The organism is Pseudomonas sp. FSL R10-1339, from assembly GCF_009600545.1.
Taxonomy (GTDB): Bacteria; Pseudomonadota; Gammaproteobacteria; order Pseudomonadales; family Pseudomonadaceae; genus Aquipseudomonas; species Aquipseudomonas bubulae.
The window spans coordinates 1-16,637 of sequence record NZ_WIVQ01000103.1; the positions used below are offsets into that span (position 1 = coordinate 1).

At 58.1% G+C, this 16,637-nt stretch carries 16 protein-coding genes and 1 rRNA gene; 7 read left to right on the forward strand and 10 right to left on the reverse strand.

All coding sequences use genetic code 11. The annotated features are described in order from the left end of the window. The coding region (locus GHO03_RS20790) for a sulfite exporter TauE/SafE family protein (protein ID WP_153400457.1) at window positions 1-651 on the forward strand (651 nt) is incomplete at its 5' end. Window positions 652-774: 123 nt separating this feature from the next. Here the strand turns inward: GHO03_RS20790 and cueR are convergent. From cueR to GHO03_RS20805, 3 genes are all read right to left on the reverse strand, one after another. Further along, window positions 775-1,185, reverse strand: coding sequence for a Cu(I)-responsive transcriptional regulator (gene cueR, locus GHO03_RS20795; protein WP_153400458.1), 411 nt, complete (start codon window positions 1,183-1,185; stop codon window positions 775-777). A 9-nt stretch (window positions 1,186-1,194) separates the two neighbouring features. Beyond that, window positions 1,195-3,576 (reverse strand): heavy metal translocating P-type ATPase, encoded by a 2,382-nt coding sequence (locus tag GHO03_RS20800; RefSeq protein WP_372241774.1) that lies wholly within the window; start codon window positions 3,574-3,576, stop codon window positions 1,195-1,197. Between the two features lie 90 nt (window positions 3,577-3,666). Further along, a complete protein-coding gene (locus GHO03_RS20805; protein ID WP_016783583.1) occupies window positions 3,667-4,047 on the reverse strand; it encodes a hypothetical protein in 381 nt (126 codons plus the stop codon). Window positions 4,048-4,194: 147 nt separating this feature from the next. Between GHO03_RS20805 and GHO03_RS20810 the strand changes: the two genes are divergently transcribed. Together GHO03_RS20810 and GHO03_RS20815 are read left to right on the forward strand one after the other, a co-directional pair. Then, on the forward strand, window positions 4,195-4,395 hold the full coding sequence (locus tag GHO03_RS20810) for a heavy-metal-associated domain-containing protein (RefSeq protein ID WP_016783584.1): 201 nt from the start codon (window positions 4,195-4,197) through the stop codon (window positions 4,393-4,395). 276 nt (window positions 4,396-4,671) lie between these two features. Then, a complete protein-coding gene (locus GHO03_RS20815; protein ID WP_095019805.1) occupies window positions 4,672-5,868 on the forward strand; it encodes a multidrug effflux MFS transporter in 1,197 nt (398 codons plus the stop codon). A 1-nt stretch (window position 5,869) separates the two neighbouring features. Here GHO03_RS20815 and GHO03_RS25180 read toward each other — a convergent pair whose 3' ends face one another. Both GHO03_RS25180 and GHO03_RS20820 read right to left on the reverse strand, forming a co-directional pair. Continuing rightward, entirely contained in the window at window positions 5,870-6,040 is a 171-nt protein-coding gene (locus GHO03_RS25180) for a hypothetical protein (protein ID WP_178110344.1), read from the reverse strand. A gap of 124 nt (window positions 6,041-6,164) precedes the next feature. Next, window positions 6,165-7,178, reverse strand: coding sequence for a zinc-binding alcohol dehydrogenase family protein (locus tag GHO03_RS20820; RefSeq protein WP_153400460.1), 1,014 nt, complete (start codon window positions 7,176-7,178; stop codon window positions 6,165-6,167). Window positions 7,179-7,302: 124 nt separating this feature from the next. On the opposite strand from GHO03_RS20820, the gene GHO03_RS20825 reads away from it, so the two are divergent. Then, the gene (locus GHO03_RS20825; protein WP_095001074.1) at window positions 7,303-8,220 is read left to right on the forward strand and encodes a LysR family transcriptional regulator; all 918 of its coding nucleotides are present in this window, start codon (window positions 7,303-7,305) and stop codon (window positions 8,218-8,220) included. A 140-nt stretch (window positions 8,221-8,360) separates the two neighbouring features. Here the strand turns inward: GHO03_RS20825 and GHO03_RS20830 are convergent, their stop codons facing one another. The 5 genes from GHO03_RS20830 to GHO03_RS20850 all read right to left on the reverse strand — a co-directional run bounded on the left by GHO03_RS20830 (window position 8,361) and on the right by GHO03_RS20850 (window position 12,476). Further along, on the reverse strand, window positions 8,361-9,314 hold the full coding sequence (locus tag GHO03_RS20830; protein WP_016783589.1) for an adenosine deaminase: 954 nt from the start codon (window positions 9,312-9,314) through the stop codon (window positions 8,361-8,363). A gap of 88 nt (window positions 9,315-9,402) precedes the next feature. Continuing rightward, a complete protein-coding gene (locus tag GHO03_RS20835) occupies window positions 9,403-10,089 on the reverse strand; it encodes an SDR family oxidoreductase (protein WP_095001075.1) in 687 nt (228 codons plus the stop codon). 157 nt (window positions 10,090-10,246) lie between these two features. After that, on the reverse strand, window positions 10,247-10,849 hold the full coding sequence (locus GHO03_RS20840; protein WP_095001076.1) for a YigZ family protein: 603 nt from the start codon (window positions 10,847-10,849) through the stop codon (window positions 10,247-10,249). Window positions 10,850-10,862: 13 nt separating this feature from the next. Further along, the gene (locus tag GHO03_RS20845) at window positions 10,863-11,513 is read right to left on the reverse strand and encodes a TetR/AcrR family transcriptional regulator (RefSeq protein ID WP_095019808.1); all 651 of its coding nucleotides are present in this window, start codon (window positions 11,511-11,513) and stop codon (window positions 10,863-10,865) included. 42 nt (window positions 11,514-11,555) lie between these two features. Beyond that, window positions 11,556-12,476, reverse strand: coding sequence for a LysR family transcriptional regulator (locus GHO03_RS20850; protein WP_095001078.1), 921 nt, complete (start codon window positions 12,474-12,476; stop codon window positions 11,556-11,558). A gap of 124 nt (window positions 12,477-12,600) precedes the next feature. On the opposite strand from GHO03_RS20850, the gene GHO03_RS20855 reads away from it, so the two are divergent. The 3 genes from GHO03_RS20855 to GHO03_RS20870 form a co-directional block, all read left to right on the forward strand. Further along, on the forward strand, window positions 12,601-13,950 hold the full coding sequence (locus GHO03_RS20855) for an aspartate aminotransferase family protein (RefSeq protein ID WP_095001079.1): 1,350 nt from the start codon (window positions 12,601-12,603) through the stop codon (window positions 13,948-13,950). A gap of 81 nt (window positions 13,951-14,031) precedes the next feature. Then, complete coding sequence (locus GHO03_RS20860) at window positions 14,032-15,525, forward strand: CoA-acylating methylmalonate-semialdehyde dehydrogenase (RefSeq protein ID WP_095001080.1); 1,494 nt, start codon at window positions 14,032-14,034, stop codon at window positions 15,523-15,525. 567 nt (window positions 15,526-16,092) lie between these two features. Further along, window positions 16,093-16,637 (forward strand): 16S ribosomal RNA (locus tag GHO03_RS20870); the annotation flags it as partial.

Here is a 16,637-nt window from a genome sequence, read left to right on the forward strand (position 1 = left end):
GCACTGGGGGCGCTGGATGGCCTGCGCAAGGGGCTGGTGCGCTACAAGGCAGCGGCGTTGATGGCGCTGGTCGGCTCGACCACCTCGCCCATCGGGCTGCACCTTGCCCGATTGATGCCGGCCAAGGTGCTGGTGTTGATGTTCAGCGCGGTGATGATGTTTGTCTCAGTGCGCATGTTCCTGCAGGCCCGGGCGGATGCCCGCGATGACGGCAGCCTGGGGGTACTGGAAAAAAACTGCATGCTCAACCCTGCAACCGGGCGACTGACCTGGAATGCCCGCTGCAGCATGACCCTGGTATCCATTGGTGCTACCTCGGGGTTGCTGACGGGGTTATTGAGTGTGGGCGGCGGGTTCTTGATCGTGCCGGCATTTCGCAAGTTCAGTGACGTGCGTATCCACGCCGTGGTGTCCACGTCCTTGATGGTGGTGGCGCTGGTATCGCTGGGCACCTTGGGCAATCTGATGAGCCAGGGCGTGAGCCTGTCGAATGAAGGCGTGATATTTATTGGCGCCACCCTGGCCGGAATGATTGCCGGGCGGGTGATTGCCCCGCACGTCTCGGCCCAGTGGTTACAGCAGGGATTCGCGGGGCTGTGTGCGGTGATTGGTGTGCTGATGCTGGCTAAAGTGCTGCTGACAGCTTTCTGATTAACGTTCCTGTGGGAGCCGGGCTGCCCGCGATGGCATCACCTTGGTCAGCCAGATACACCTTGGCGCCTGAATCGCGAGCAAGCCCGCTCCCACAGGTTTATCAGCAGATCATGCAGATGATCATGTCTTTACGGTGCAGCATGAGCCTGACTCCAGGTCCTTGAGGATCGGGCAGTCAGGGCGGTGGTCGCCCTGACAGCTTTCGACCAGATCCTGCAAGGTGTCGCGCAGGCTGCTCAGCTCGGCGATCTTCTGGTTCAACTCTTCAATATGCTGGCGCGCCAGTGCCTTCACATCGCCGCTGGCGCGCTGGCGATCCTGCCACAGGGTCAGCAGCTTGCCGACCTCTTCCAGCGAAAACCCCAGGTCCCGCGAGCGTTTGATAAACGCAAGGGTATGCAGGTCGTCATCGCTGTAAAGGCGGTAGCCGCTGTCACTGCGTTGCGCGGGTTTGAGCAGACCGATGGATTCGTAATAACGAATCATCTTGGCGCTCAAGCCGCTGTGTCTGGCGGCCTGGCCGATATTCATGACGCCTCCTTATTCAAGATCCCTGGGCTTCCAGAATTTGAGCATCAACGCATTGCTGACCACGCTGACACTGGAAAAAGCCATGGCCGCGCCTGCCAGCACAGGGTTCAAAAAGCCGAAAGCAGCCAGCGGAATGCCGATCACATTGTAGATAAATGCCCAAAACAGGTTTTGCCGGATTTTGGCGTAGGTCTTGCGGCTGATCTCCAGTGCTGCCGGTACCAACCGCGGGTCGCCGCGCATCAGGGTGATGCCCGCTGCGTGCATGGCCACATCTGTGCCACCGCCCATGGCGATACCGATATCGGCCGCGGCCAGTGCCGGCGCGTCGTTGATACCGTCGCCGACCATAGCCACTACACCGGTTTTTTTCAGTTCGGCCACGGTCGCGGCCTTGTCGGCGGGCAACACTTCGGCGTGAACATCGCTGATCCCCAGGGCCTCGGCCACTACTTTGGCACTGCCGCGGTTGTCGCCGGTCAACAAGTGGCTGCTGATATGACGGGCATTGAGCTGGGCGATGGCTGACTGGGCACCGGGCTTGAGTGTGTCACCAAAGGCGAACAGGCCCAGCACTTGGGGCTGCGGGCTTTGTTCGATCAGCCAGGACAGCGTGCGACCTTCGGTTTCCCAGGCGCTGGCCGATGCGGCGAGCGAGCCCGGATTGAGACCGGTTTCTTCCAGCAAACGGCGATTGCCCAGGGCCAGGCGACGGCCTTCCAGGGTGCCGGCAATGCCGCGGCCGGTCAGCGACTGGCTGTCGGTAACGTCCGGCACTTTTAAATCACGCGCCGCGCAAGCATCCAGTACGGCCTTGGCCAGCGGGTGTTCGCTGCCCCGCTGCAGGGCACCGGCGGCTTGCAGCAAGCGTGCTTCATCACCGTCCAGCGCACTGAAGTGAGCAATTTGCGGCGTGCCTGAAGTCAGGGTGCCGGTTTTGTCGAAAACCACGGCACTGACTTCGTGGGCGCGTTCGAGGGCTTCGGCGTCTTTGATCAGAATCCCGTGGCGGGCTGCAACGCCGGTGCCGGCCATGATTGCAGTGGGGGTCGCCAGGCCCAGGGCACAAGGGCAGGCAATTACCAGTACCGCGACAGCGTTGATCAGAGCGGTTTCAATCGGCGCGCCGTAGAGCCACCAGCCCAGCAGGGTGGCAAGGGCGATCAGCAGCACCACCGGGACAAATACCTGGCTGACCTTGTCCACCAGTTTCTGGATCGGCGCCTTGGCGGACTGCGCGTCCTCTACCAGGCGGATAATGCGCGCCAGTACGGTCTCCGTCCCCAGGGCCATGGTCTTGATAATCAAGCGACCTTCGCCGTTGATGGCGCCGCCGGTGACTTTATCCCCAGGCTGTTTCGGCACCGGCAGGCTTTCGCCACTGATCAGGGCCTCGTCGGCATGGCTTTGGCCTTCGACGACTTCGCCATCCACCGGGAACCGCTCGCCGGGTTTGACCAGCACCAGATCATTGAGACGCAAATCACTGATGGCGACATCCTGTTCCTGGCCGTCGACCATGCGCAAGGCGCGTTCGGGGCGAAGGGCTTCAAGGGCGCGGATGGCGCTGGCAGTCTGGCGCTTGGCACGGCTTTCGAGATATTTGCCCAGCAGCACCAGGGCGATCACAACCGCCGAGGCCTCGAAATACAGATGGGGCATGCTGCCGGGTTCGGCGATGGCCCATTCATACAGGCTCAGGCCATAACCGGCGCTGGTGCCCAGGGCGACCAGCAGGTCCATGTTGCCGGCGCCAGCCTTGACGGCTTTCCACGCGGCCACATAAAAACGTGCGCCCAGAACAAACTGCACCGGGGTCGCCAATACAAACTGGGCCCAGGCGGGCAGCATCCAATGGATGCCAAAAGGCGCAAGCAGCATCGGCAGCACCAGCGGCAGCGCCAGTACGATAGCCAGGGTCAGCGCCCAGCGTTCACGGTGCAGGCGTTTTTGCTGGTCGTCTTCGGTAGTTTTTTCGCTCTGGTGGAGGCTGGCACCATAGCCGGCCTGAGTGACCGCGTTGATCAGCAGGCCCGGATCAACCTGGCCGAGCAATTCGACATGGGCCCGCTCGGTGGCGAGGTTGACGCTGACGCTCTTGACCCCGGGCACCTTGGCCAGGGCTTTTTCTACGCGCCCTGCGCACGAGGCGCAGGTCATGCCACTGATATCCAGTTCCAGGCTGTGGGCGGGCACGCTATAGCCTGCCTGTTGCACAGCCTCGACCAGTGCCGGCAGGCTCTCGGCAGGCGCTTCGATACGGGCCTGTTCAGTGGCCAGGTTGACGCTGACCGAACGTACACCGGGCACTTTGGCCAGGGATTTTTCCACACGCCCTGCGCAGCTGGCACAGGTCATGCCATCAATCGGCAGATCGAATTGGGTGGGCACGAGCAGTCCTCCTCAAGAAGTTATCTATCCATAGAATCGACCTTGACCCCATGGCAAGGTCAAGGCTTCTTGCTGTTCGTTGTTTGCCGCTCAATATTCCAGTTTGGCGGGCTTGAGGTACATACCCTGTTTACCCAGGGCGATGCGGTATTTGCGCACATCCCCGGCCTTCAGGGTGAACTGCTGCGCGGGCGGCACCAGCATGCCGGGCAGGCAGCCGGGGGCTTGCCCGGGGAGCAGCTTGAGGCGGATATCGACGCTGGCGGGCGGCAGGTTAAAGGCCAGGGCCTGCTCCTGAAACAATCGCCCGGCCAGTTGATCGTCGATGTACACACCCACTTCGCAGTTGGTCGGCACCTCAAGGCGTTCGCGGGAAATGATCAGCACTCCGTAGTCCTGATCGGCATTTGCCCACAGCGGCACACTGGCAAGACCCAAAAGGCTGACTAGGCTCAAAGCGGTCCAGCGCATGGCTAAGTATCCTGTTATCAAATCGCAAGGCTTGCAGCTTGGCCGAGCACGGGATGGATTGCCAGTCAGCGCGTGAAACAACGGGCTTGACCTTGCCACGATGGCAAGGTCGAAGCTGTAGGCATATCTCAAACAGGAGGCGTAATCATGCAAACGTTCAAGGTAGACGGTATGACCTGTGGTGGCTGTGTGGGCGCGGTGACCCGTGCAGTGCAGACGGTGGATAAAGACGCGAAGGTTGAAGTGGACCTGGCGAGCAAAACCGTCAAGGTGGACAGCAACGTATCACCGTTGCAAATTATCGACGTGATCACCAATGCCGGGTTTGAGGCGCGCACGGCGCACTAAACCTGTATGTAGCAGCTGCCGAGGAACTAGGCTGCGTCCGGCGACGTAGTCGTCGTGAATGCTAAGAGCAAGCTCTGACTGGCGCACCGCAATGTCAGACTTACGACGGCTGCGCCGCCGAACGCAGCCTCGTTCCTCGGCAGCTGCTACGGCGGTGTTGTTTCAGGACGGGTTCAAGGTGATTTATTAGCTAGCTCGCTAACTTAATGTTCAGGGTCGATAACCACAGCTAAACTGTCAGCTTGCGCTAACCGCAGCCTGATCCCTGGATACCTGATGAACCTTCGAACAATCTTGATTCTTGGCGCCCTGAGTGCCTTCGGTCCTTTGGCGATCGACTTTTACCTGCCCGGCTTCCCGGCGATGGCACAAGCCTTTGCAACCGACGAAACCCAGATACAACTGACGCTGGCCGTGTACTTTCTGGGCCTGTCCATCGGTCAGCTGGCCTATGGCCCGGTAGCGGACCGCTTCGGCCGGCGCGTGCCGCTGCTGGTGGGCGTCGGGCTATTCACTGTCGCGTCACTGGCATGCGCCTTTGCGCCGACCCTGGAGTGGCTGATTGGTGCCCGGTTTGTCCAGGCCCTTGGCGGCTGTGCGGGCATGGTCCTTTCGCGGGCAATTGTCAGTGACAAATGCGACGCGGTGCAGTCGGCCAAAGTGTTTTCACAATTGATGCTGGTTATGGGCCTGGCGCCAATCCTGGCGCCGATGTTGGGTGGGTTGCTGGTCAACCTGTATGGCTGGCAATCGATTTTCCTGGTGTTGACGGTGTTCAGCGCATTGGCGGCAACGGCCGTAGCGCTTGGCTTGCCTGAAAGCCTGCCGGCCAACGTGCCACGTCAGCCGCTGTCGGGGGCATTGCGCCAGTACGGGCGGTTGCTCAAGGATCGCGAGTTCCTTGGCCATGCCCTGACGGGGGGGATCGCAATGGCCGGGATGTTTGCCTACATCGCGGGTTCACCTTTCGTATTTATCAAACTATATGGCGTGCCTGCCGAGCATTACGGCTGGTTGTTCGGCACCAACGCGGCCGGCTTTATCCTGGTGGCGCAGTTGAACGCCCGCCTGCTGGCCAAGCGTGGCCCGGCCTTTTTGCTGTCGCGCATGGTGTGGGTGTATCTGGCGGCGGGTCTGGCCTTGCTGGGCGTCAGCAGTTTGCATACCGAACAACTGTGGCCGCTGCTGGTGCCGCTGTTTATCTGCATTGCCAGCCTGGGCTGCATCATTCCCAATGCCTCGGCCTGCGCCATGAGCGGGCAGGGCGCGCGCGCCGGCAGTGCCTCGGCGATGCTGGGTTGTTTGCAGTTCAGCGTGGCGGCGGGGGCGGCATCACTGGTGGGGGTATTGCACGACGGCAGCGCAATGCCAATGGCGATGGTCATCACCCTGTGCGGGCTTGTGGCAGTGGGCCTGGCAGTGGCGACCCGGCGCCTGTACACCGCACGGATCGCCGCTCAGCAGCCGGTCTGATTCAGCCAGCCAAACGTTCGGGCAGGCGGTGCGGGGCATGCAGGCGCGATTGCAGCTTGTCGACAAAGGCCCGGGCCTCGACCTCGCTGCGAAAGTTGACGGCTTGCTGGTCGATTTGCACCTGCCATTTGCAGTCGCGGGATCTTGCTAGCGCTTTTATCAGGATTTTCATGACTGGCCTCCTTCGGTTCGCAAAGGAGGCCAGTGTATGCCGAAAAACTTTGATTAAAATGCCCGGAATCAAGTCTCTGACTGACGGTTAAAAAATGACCACATGGGTCCCGTCAGACGTCCTCTCAGAAGCCTTCGAGCACAATCTTGCCCTTGGCCTTGCCGCTTTCCAGCAGTGCATGGGCGCGGCGCAGGTTGGCGGCATTGATGCTGCCAAAGTGCTCGCCGACCGTGGTACGCAGGGTGCCCGCATCGATCAGCCCGGCGACACGATTGAGCAGGAGATGTTGCTCGATCATGTCCGGGGTCTGGAACAGCGAGCGGGTGTACATGAACTCCCAGTGCAGTGACAGGCTCTTGCGTTTGAGTTTGGTGATATCCAGCGCCTTGGGATCATCAATCAGCGCCAGTTTGCCCTGTGGTGCCAGTGCTTCTACCAACTGATCAAGATGCTGGTCAGTCTGGGTCAGGCTGGCAACATGGGTGACGGCGTCGATGCCGTGACGCTTGAGCTCTTCGCTCAGCGGCTGGCTGTGGTCGATAACCAGATCGGCGCCCAGTTCACGGACCCAGGCCTGGGTTTCAGGGCGAGATGCGCTACCAATCACCTTGAGCGCAGTCAGTTGGCTGGCCAGTTGCGTCAGGATTGAACCCACACCACCCGCCGCGCCGACGATCAGCAGGCTTTGTTGCTCGTCGGTCTTGCCCTCGTTGACGCCAAGGCGCTCAAACAACAACTCCCAGGCAGTGATGGCGGTCAACGGCAACGCTGCGGCCTGTGCGAAATCGAGGCTTTTGGGCATATGCCCGACGATGCGTTCATCCACCACATGACGTTCACTGTTGGCCCCGGCACGGGCAATGGAGCCTGCGTAAAAGACCTTGTCGCCGACCTTGAACAAGCTGACTTCACTGCCGACGGCCTTGACCACACCGGCCACATCCCAGCCCAGTACCTTGGCAGTGTCGGCCTCGGGCTGCACGTTCTGGCGCACTTTGGTATCCACCGGGTTTACGGAAATGGCTTTGACCTCGACCAGCAAATCCCGGGGGCCGGCCACCGGCTCTGGCAACTCGATATCTTGCAGGGCCAGCGGGTCTTGAATCGGTAACGAGTGGTAGTAGGCGACAGCTTTCATGGGACATGTCCTGAAGATGATTAAGAAACTGGCAGTGATAATTGGCTATTTCACCGCGCGATAAAACCGGCTAAAACAGCAGTCTCTTTCAATTTTTTATTGATAATGGTCGGGTGGATTGTGAATGCTGCGTTTCGATGATCTGCAATTGTTCGTTCACGCGGCTGACTTGGGCAGTTTGTCTGCGGCGGCCCGGGTGATGGATATGTCCCCGGCGGTGGCCAGCGCTGCTCTCAAACGGATAGAAGCTCAACTGGGCGCGCGCCTGCTGGCGCGTTCAACCCGAAGTTTGCGTCTGACGGCCGAAGGCGAAGGCTTTCTTGAATATGCGCGTACGGCACTCGCTAGCCTCGATGAGGGGCGACGCTTGTTGGCGCGTGGGCAAGATCAGGTTAGCGGAGTGTTGCAACTGTCGGCACCTTCAGACTTCGGCCGTAATCTGTTGCTGCCCTGGCTGGATGAGTTCCAGCGTGAGCATCCGCAACTCACCGTGCGCCTGTTATTGGGTGACCGGATTGCCGACCTGTTCCGCCAGCCTGTGGATATCGCCTTGCGTTACGGCGAGCCGGAAGACTCCAGCCTGGTGGCGCTGCCGGTGGCCCCGGATAACCGCCGGGTGCTGTGTGCGTCCCCCGACTACCTGGCGCGCAAGGGCGAGCCGCGTCAGCTTGAGCAGTTGCTGCAACACAATTGCCTGTTGTACATGCTCGGCACGCGGGTTCACGACCATTGGCAATTCAATGACGGCAAGCGCGAACTGGGGCTGACGGTAAGCGGCAATCGTTTCAGCGATGATGCCGACGTGGTGCGCTTGTGGGCGGTTGCCGGGCAGGGCATTGCCTACAAGTCGTGGCTGGATGTGGCGGGAGATGTGCAGAGCGGGCGGCTCAAGGTGTTACTGCCGGGGCTGATGTGCGAGCGGGCGCCGCTGAATCTGCTGTGTGGTCACCGGGCGCAATTGAGTAAACCGGTGCGGCTCTTGCGCGACATGCTCAGTGAGCGCTGTGCGATGTTGAGCAAGTTGTACCCGGGGAAACAGTAAAACTGCTGTGGTAGTGACGGTGTTGCAGTTTCAAATGTCTGTGGGAGCGGGCTTGCGCGCGATGCTGACAATCAGGTGTGTCTGCCTGATCGAGTTGATGCCATCGTGGGCAAGCCCGTTCCCACAGGGGAGACCGCGTGTTACGGCTTGACCAACCGCGCATCCAGACCGTTTTGCGCCAGGCGTTTGGCCTGGTCCTGGGTCATGCCCAGATCGGTGTATAGCGCGTGGAAGTTCTCAGTCATATAACCGCCAAAGTAGGCCGGGTCATCAGAGTTGACGGTCACTTTTACGCCACGCTCAAGCATGTCGAGAATGTTGTGTTGCGACATGTGATCAAACACACAGAGTTTGGTGTTGGACAACGGGCATACGGTCAACGGGATCTGCTCGTCGATGATGCGTTGCATCAGACGTTCGTCTTCAATGGCGCGCACGCCATGGTCGATACGCTGGATCTTGAGCAAGTCCAGGGCTTGCCAGATGTACTCCGGCGGGCCTTCTTCACCCGCGTGGGCAACGGTCAGGAAGCCTTCATCACGGGCGCGGTCGAATACGCGCACAAACTTGCTCGGTGGGTGGCCCATTTCTGAACTGTCGAGGCCAACGGCGACAAAGGCATCGCGAAATGGCAGGGCCATATCGAGGGTCTTTTCTGCTTCTTCTTCGCTCAAATGGCGCAGGAAGCTGAGGATCAGGCCGCTGGTGATACCCAGTTGCTGCTCGCCATCTTTAAGTGCGCTGGCAATGCCATTGAGCACGACTTCAAACGGCACGCCACGATCGGTGTGGGTTTGCGGGTCGAAGAAGGGTTCTGTGTGAATGACGTTCTGTTCTTTACAGCGCAACAGGTAGGCCCAGGTCAGGTCGTAGAAGTCCTGGGAGGTACGCAGTACGTCGGCGCCTTTGTAATAAAGATCGAGGAATTCTTGCAGGTTGTTGAAGGCATACGCCTTGCGCAGGGTTTCAACGTCGTTCCAGGGCAGGGCGATCTTGTTGCGCTCGGCCAGCGAAAACAGCAACTCGGGTTCCAGGGAACCCTCCAGATGCATGTGCAGTTCAGCTTTTGGCAGGGCGTTCAGCCAGTCATACATAAAAGGTTTTCTCATCAAATCGGGTACAGATGGCGACATTCTACAGGTCGGAGGGGGCACAATTCCCCCGCCATTTGTCGCAGGCTGCCTACCAGGGAATCGTCTGGCCCTTGTAGTCGATAAAGTGATGGCCGCCTTTTCCGGCAAATGCCTTGACCTGTGCCACCAGGCCACGGGTGCTGGTTTCGACATCAATGTCGGCGCCTTCGCCGCCCATATCGGTTTTTACCCAGCCCGGGTGCATGGACAGCACAGTCGGGTTATTGTCGCCCAGTTCATACAGTACAAAGGTATTGGTCATCGAGTTGAGAGCCGCTTTGCTGGCCTTGTAGAGGGCCATTTCGGGGGCATCAGGTTGAGTGACACTGCCGAGTACTGAGCTCATAAATGCCAGTACGCCACTGTCCTTACGGATCCGGCTGACAAACTCCCGGGCCACATTGATCGGTGCCACGCTGTTGGTGAAAAACAGCTGCCCCACCTCGGCCAGCGTTGCATTGCCCGACAGCTGGTCGTCCGGGCCTTTGACCCCGGCATTGATAAACAGCAGATCGAAGACTTCATTGTGCAAGGTATTGCCCAATGCCTTGATCGCCTGTTGATTGTTCATGTCCAGTTGTTCGATGCGCACCGGCCCCAATGCCTTCAGGGCATCGGCTTTTTGTGGGTGGCGCACAGTGGCGGTTACGTCCCAGCCATCGGCAAGCAACTCCTTGACCAGACCCAGGCCCAGGCCACGTGAAGCTCCGATGATCAGTGCTTTTTTTGCGGTCATGAGTAGCGTCCTCTACAAAGTTGATATGAGTTGGTTAAAAATCGTACAAGTGCTTCAAGCCCCCAGCACACAAGGGCTGTGGCCGCATGTGCTCAGGTTATCCACAGGTGGGTGCACAGTGACTGTGGGCAACTATGGATGTCGGAAAATAGCATTTTTATGGGGCTGGCTCGACAGCGTCACGATGCAGCAGGATCCTGCCGCGGCTAAGGTCCGCTAAAAGCTGTCGCGCGGGAGCAATCTGTTCTTCGACCAGCGCCAGTTGCAGGTCAACGCCATTGGCAGTGAAGGTTTCGCCGGTGATCAGGCCGTTGAGTTCACCCAGGCGCAGTTTGACCAATGCCAGCTCGCTGAAACTGCAAGAGCAGTTGAGTGCGATACGGCTGACCAACGGCAGTTTTTCGGCGTTTTGCAGGCATTTGTTAGCGCCACCGCCATAGGCCCGAGCCAGGCCGCCGGTGCCCAGCTGAATGCCGCCATACCAGCGGATAACCAGCACCGCGACCTGATCGCAGTCCTGCGCTTCAATGGCCGAGAGTATCGGGCGGCCCGCGGTGCCGCCAGGTTCGCCATCATCACTGCTGCGGTACTGCCCACCAAGTTTCCACGCCCAGCAATTGTGCGAGGCATTCAGGTCGCTGTGTTGCTCGATAAATTCGAGGGCTTGCTGGGCGCTGGTGATGGGGGCAGCAAAAGTAATAAAGCGGCTTTTACGGATTTCTTCGCGGTACTCGCAAAGCCCCGTGAGGGTCGAAGGCATGTCGGTTCCAGGCTTAGACTGCGGGCGTCAGGCCGCAGCCTTTGAGAATGATACGGATCAGGTTGTCGCAGGCCGCATGCATATCCTGTTTGGTCAGGTGCTTGCGCCCCGTTACGCGGCAAATCTGTGTCGAAAAGTCGGCGTAATGCTGGGTGCTGCCCCATAGCAGGAAAATCAGATGGACCGGGTCGACCGGGTCCATCTTGCCTGCATCTATCCAGGCCTGGAACACAGCTGCACGACCTTGAAACCAAGCTCTGTAGTCTTGTGAGAAATACTCGGTCAGGCAGGCCCCGCCACTGATGATTTCCATCGCAAACACTCGCGAAGCCTGGGGCTGTCGCCGGGAAAACTCCATTTTTGCGCGGATATACTGAGTCAGGGCCTGGGCCGGGTCATCGTCAGCGGTCAAAACGTTGAAGGTACGGTCCCATAGCTCGATGATATTGCTCAGTACTGCGATATACAGGCTTAGCTTGTTGGTGAAGTAATAATGCAGATTGGCCTTTGGCAGCCCGGCACTCAGGGCGATGGCGTTCATGCTGGTGCCTCTGAAGCCGTGACGGGCAAACTCATCTTCGGCGGCCTTGAGAATGGCCTCTTCGTTTTTCTGCCGGATACGGCTGGGAGGCTTGCCGTCATGGGCAGGAACTTCAAGGGTCATGGGCGCTCCGGGCAACCTGTTTGTGTAGCGAAGTTTTTCACGTTAACGCGTCGCTTCCAGGCTCTCAAGGAAACTTTCCAGGACCAGATGCGGGCGCCGGCCTTTACGTGTCACCGATGCCAGGCTCAAATCGTAGAAACGTGTTTTTGCCTTCAGTGCCCGCAAGCGGCCCTGCTGAACCCACAGGCTGGCGTAATGGTCGGGCAGGTAACCGATATAGCGCCCGGTCAAAATCAAAAAGGCCATGCCTTCGCGATCCGACGCGCTGGCGGTGCAATTGAGCGCCTGGTAGTGGGCCTGGATATCCGAGGGCAGGCGAAAGGTGGGGGCAATGGCATCCTGCGCATTCAACCGTGCATCTTCCAATTGCCTGTCGTCGACATAAAACAGCGGATGGCCTACGGCGCAATACAACAGTGAACGCTCACTGTAGAGCGGCTGGTACTCAAGCCCGGACAATGTGCTGGCCTGGGGCACCACACCCACATGCAGGCGGCCGTCGAGCACACCCTGTTCAACTTCATGGGGCGAGATCATGCGGATATGAATCTGTACATCAGGCCCACGCTCCTTGAGTTGGGCCAGTGCATGGGTGATACGCATATGGGGCAGGGTGACCAGGTTATCGGTCAGGCCAATGGTCAGTTCGCCGCGCAAATGCTGGTGAAGGCCGTTGACCTCGGTACGAAAGCTCTCAAGTGCGCCGAGTAATTGCAGCGCAGAGTGGTAGACCTCACGACCTTCCTCTGTCAGTGAAAAGCCCGCTCGCCCACGTTGGCACAGGCGCAAACCCAGGCGCTGTTCAAGATCGCTCATCTGCTGGCTGATGGCAGAACGGCCAATGCCCAGTACCGTCTCTGCTGCCGAAAAGCCGCCGCACTCCACGACGCTGCGAAAAATACGCAGCAGTCGAATATCAAAGTCGCTGACCTGGGCCAGTGCATCGGGGCGACGGCTGCTCATAGTTTAGTGTATGCCTGACTAAAGGTTAGAAGAGTTGGATTTCATGGACTTTATAGCCGTGGCAATTTAGGCGCAACAACGCTTTCAACATCCCACGCCGCTTTTGCCTTGCGAGGTTTTGCTGATGAACATGCCCGAAAATGCCGAATTGAACCTGACCAGCCAGCTCAAGCTGGATGCTCACTGGATGCCTTACACTGCCAACCGTAACTTCCATCGCGATCCGCGCTTTATCGTCGCGGCCAAGGGCAGTTATCTGACGGATGATAAGGGTCGGCAGATTTACGATTCGCTGTCAGGTCTTTGGACCTGCGGCGCAGGGCATACCCGTACTGAAATCCAGGAAGCCGTGGCCAGACAATTGGGCACCCTCGATTACTCGCCGGCGTTCCAGTACGGCCATCCGCTGTCTTTCAAGCTGGCAGAAAAAATCACCGAGTTGACGCCGGGCAACCTCAATCACGTGTTCTTCACCGACTCGGGGTCGGAGTGTGCCGACACGGCAGTGAAGATGGTGCGTGCCTACTGGCGTCTAAAAGGCCAGTCGAGCAAAACCAAAATGATTGGCCGTGCCCGCGGCTACCATGGAGTGAACATTGCAGGCACCAGCCTGGGTGGGGTGAACGGCAACCGCAAACTGTTTGGCCAGGCAATGATGGATGTGGATCATCTGCCCCACACCCTGTTGGCAAGCAACGCATTTTCTCGCGGCATGCCCGAGCAGGGCGGGATTGCCCTGGCCGATGAACTGCTCAAGCTGATCGAATTGCACGATGCGTCGAACATTGCTGCCGTTTTTGTAGAACCGATGGCAGGCTCGGCGGGGGTATTGGTTCCGCCTCAGGGTTATCTGAAACGTCTGCGGGAAATCTGCGACCAGCACAATATCCTGTTGGTGTTCGATGAAGTGATCACTGGCTTTGGTCGTACAGGCTCAATGTTTGGTGCTGACAGCTTCGGCGTGACACCTGACTTGATGTGTATTGCCAAACAAGTCACCAATGGCGCGATTCCGATGGGGGCTGTTATCGCTACCAGCGAGATTTATCACACGTTCATGAATCAGCCGACGCCTGAGTACGCGGTTGAATTCCCTCATGGCTATACCTATTCGGCTCACCCCGTAGCCTGTGCTGCGGGTATTGCTGCGCTTGATCTATTGCAAAAAGAGAACCTGGTACAGAGCGTGGCTGAAGTTGCACCGCATTTTGAGAATGCATTGCACGGTTTGAAGGGCGTGAAGAACATCATCGACATTCGCAACTATGGCCTGGCGGGTGCAATCCAGATTGCGCCGCGTGATGGTGATGCAATTGTGCGCCCGTTCGATGCAGCGATGAAACTGTGGAAAGCCGGTTTCTACGTGCGCTACGGCGGCGACACCCTGCAGTTCGGGCCAACGTTCAACAGCAAGCCGCAGGACCTGGATCGCTTGTTCGATGCGGTCGGCGAAGCGCTGAATCAGATCGACTGATCCTTCTATATAGAAGCGACACTTAATGCATTCACCCAGGCGCGCAGCGTTCGCGCCTGTGGACAACTTTCTGGAGCATCCATGAGCACTATTCAACACCTGATCAATGGCGAGTTGCTGAACGATTCCGGGCGCACCGCAGATGTGTATAACCCGTCCACCGGTAAAGTGATCCACCAGGTTCCCCTGGCCAGCCGTGAAACAATCCAGCAGGCGATCGATGCAGCCAAGGCCGCCTTCCCGGCATGGCGTAATACCCCGCCTGCCAAGCGCGCCCAAGTGATGTTCCGTTTCAAGCAGTTGCTTGAGCAGAACGAAGCGCGGATCTCGCAGTTGATCAGCGAAGAGCATGGCAAGACTCTGGAGGATGCTGCGGGTGAACTGAAGCGCGGGATCGAGAACGTCGAATACGCTTGCTCGGCTCCGGAAATCTTGAAGGGCGAATACAGTCGTAACGTAGGCCCGAATATTGATGCTTGGTCGGACTTCCAGCCACTGGGTGTCGTTGCAGGGATTACACCGTTCAACTTCCCGGCCATGGTTCCGTTGTGGATGTACCCGTTGGCGATCGTGTGCGGCAACTGTTTCATTCTTAAGCCCTCGGAGCGTGATCCAAGCTCGACACTGTTGATTGCTCAACTGCTGCAAGAAGCTGGTTTGCCCAAGGGGGTTATGAACGTGGTGCACGGCGACAAGTCAGCTGTTGATGCACTGATCGAGGCGCCGGAAGTGAAAGCGCTGAGTTTTGTTGGCTCGACCCCGATCGCCGAGTACATCTACGCCGAAGGCACCAAACGCGGTAAGCGCGTGCAGGCACTGGGTGGGGCGAAAAACCACGCAGTGTTGATGCCGGATGCGGATCTCGATAACGCAGTTAGTGCACTGATGGGCGCAGCGTATGGTTCGTGCGGCGAGCGTTGCATGGCCATCTCGGTTGCAGTGTGCGTCGGTGATCAGGTGGCAGATGCCCTGGTGGCCAAACTGGTTCCTCAAATCAAAGCGCTGAAAATTGGTGCGGGGACTTCGTGCGGTCTGGACATGGGCCCCCTGGTTACCGGTCAGGCGCGGGACAAGGTCAGTGGCTATGTCGATGATGGCGTAGCAGCAGGTGCGCAGTTGGTGGTCGATGGTCGCGGGTTGAGTATCAAGGGGCATGAAGAAGGCTTCTTCCTGGGGGGCTGCCTGTTTGATCGCGTGACACCTGAGATGCGTATCTATAAAGAAGAGATCTTCGGGCCGGTATTGTGCATCGTGCGGGTCAAGAGCCTGGAAGAGGCCATGCAACTGATCAATGATCACGAGTACGGTAACGGTACCTGCATTTTCACCCGTGATGGAGAGGCGGCCCGTTTGTTCTGCGACGAGATTGAAGTGGGTATGGTGGGGGTTAACGTACCGTTGCCAGTACCTGTTGCCTACCACAGCTTCGGCGGCTGGAAACGTTCGCTGTTTGGTGACCTGCATGCCTATGGCCCGGATGGCGTGCGCTTTTACACGCGTCGCAAGGCGATCACACAACGTTGGCCGCAACGTGCCAGCCATGAAGCCTCTCAGTTTGCCTTTCCGAGTCTGTAAGGCAGGCGATAGCAGCCTATAGAAGAAAAGAGGCCAGCCGTCAGGCTGGCCTCTGCTTTTAGGCCCCTTTCAAGGCTATATGACAGAAGTGTGAAACTAGTGCTTGACCCGAGGTTCAAACGGCCTATAATTCGCACCTCTTCCGGCGCAGTCGAAACGGAAAACTCCTTGAGTTTCAAAGAGTTGGATGGTTTTTGACAGTGCCAGCTTCAAGTCATCGAAGCAGGAAATGAGGTGTTGACAGCAGCGTGTAACACTGTAGAATTCGCCTCCCGCTAACGAGAGATCGAAAGCGCAAGTGGTTGATGTTACAGAGGAAACTTTGAAAACATCTTAAAATAACCGCTTGACAGCAACAGAGGCTGCTGTAGAATGCGCGCCTCGGTACAGCGAAAGCTGACCAACCGCTCTTTAACAATTGAATCAAGCAATTCGTGTGGGTGCTTGTGGAGTCAGACTGATAGTCAACAAGATTATCAGCATCACAAGTTACTCCGCGAGAAATCAAAGATGTAACCAACGATTGCTGAGCCAAGTTTAGGGTTTCTTAAAAACCCAAAGATGTTTGAACTGAAGAGTTTGATCATGGCTCAGATTGAACGCTGGCGGCAGGCCTAACACATGCAAGTCGAGCGGTAGAGAGAAGCTTGCTTCTCTTGAGAGCGGCGGACGGGTGAGTAATACCTAGGAATCTGCCTGATAGTGGGGGATAACGTTCGGAAACGGACGCTAATACCGCATACGTCCTACGGGAGAAAGCAGGGGACCTTCGGGCCTTGCGCTATCAGATGAGCCTAGGTCGGATTAGCTAGTTGGTGAGGTAATGGCTCACCAAGGCTACGATCCGTAACTGGTCTGAGAGGATGATCAGTCACACTGGAACTGAGACACGGTCCAGACTCCTACGGGAGGCAGCAGTGGGGAATATTGGACAATGGGCGAAAGCCTGATCCAGCCATGCCGCGTGTGTGAAGAAGGTCTTCGGATTGTAAAGCACTTTAAGTTGGGAGGAAGGGCAGTTACCTAATACGTGACTGTCTTGACGTTACCGACAGAATAAGCACCGGCTAACTCTGTGCCAGCAGCCGCGGTAATACAGAGGGTGCAAGCGT

What these genes read in the sequence shown, in the direction of transcription:
- GHO03_RS20815 (WP_095019805.1), top strand. Translation starts at nt 4,672, where the DNA reads ATGAACCTTCGAACAATCTTGATTCTTGGCGCCCTGAGTGCCTTCGGT.
- GHO03_RS20845 (WP_095019808.1), bottom strand. Translation starts at nt 11,513, where the DNA reads ATGACCCTTGAAGTTCCTGCCCATGACGGCAAGCCTCCCAGCCGTATC.
- GHO03_RS20860 (WP_095001080.1), top strand. Translation starts at nt 14,032, where the DNA reads ATGAGCACTATTCAACACCTGATCAATGGCGAGTTGCTGAACGATTCC.
- GHO03_RS20840 (WP_095001076.1), bottom strand. Translation starts at nt 10,849, where the DNA reads ATGCCTTCGACCCTCACGGGGCTTTGCGAGTACCGCGAAGAAATCCGT.
- GHO03_RS20825 (WP_095001074.1), top strand. Translation starts at nt 7,303, where the DNA reads ATGCTGCGTTTCGATGATCTGCAATTGTTCGTTCACGCGGCTGACTTG.
- GHO03_RS20850 (WP_095001078.1), bottom strand. Translation starts at nt 12,476, where the DNA reads ATGAGCAGCCGTCGCCCCGATGCACTGGCCCAGGTCAGCGACTTTGAT.
- GHO03_RS20835 (WP_095001075.1), bottom strand. Translation starts at nt 10,089, where the DNA reads ATGACCGCAAAAAAAGCACTGATCATCGGAGCTTCACGTGGCCTGGGC.
- GHO03_RS25180 (WP_178110344.1), bottom strand. Translation starts at nt 6,040, where the DNA reads ATGAAAATCCTGATAAAAGCGCTAGCAAGATCCCGCGACTGCAAATGG.
- GHO03_RS20810 (WP_016783584.1), top strand. Translation starts at nt 4,195, where the DNA reads ATGCAAACGTTCAAGGTAGACGGTATGACCTGTGGTGGCTGTGTGGGC.
- GHO03_RS20855 (WP_095001079.1), top strand. Translation starts at nt 12,601, where the DNA reads ATGAACATGCCCGAAAATGCCGAATTGAACCTGACCAGCCAGCTCAAG.
- GHO03_RS20820 (WP_153400460.1), bottom strand. Translation starts at nt 7,178, where the DNA reads ATGAAAGCTGTCGCCTACTACCACTCGTTACCGATTCAAGACCCGCTG.
- cueR (WP_153400458.1), bottom strand. Translation starts at nt 1,185, where the DNA reads ATGAATATCGGCCAGGCCGCCAGACACAGCGGCTTGAGCGCCAAGATG.
- GHO03_RS20805 (WP_016783583.1), bottom strand. Translation starts at nt 4,047, where the DNA reads ATGCGCTGGACCGCTTTGAGCCTAGTCAGCCTTTTGGGTCTTGCCAGT.
- GHO03_RS20830 (WP_016783589.1), bottom strand. Translation starts at nt 9,314, where the DNA reads ATGTATGACTGGCTGAACGCCCTGCCAAAAGCTGAACTGCACATGCAT.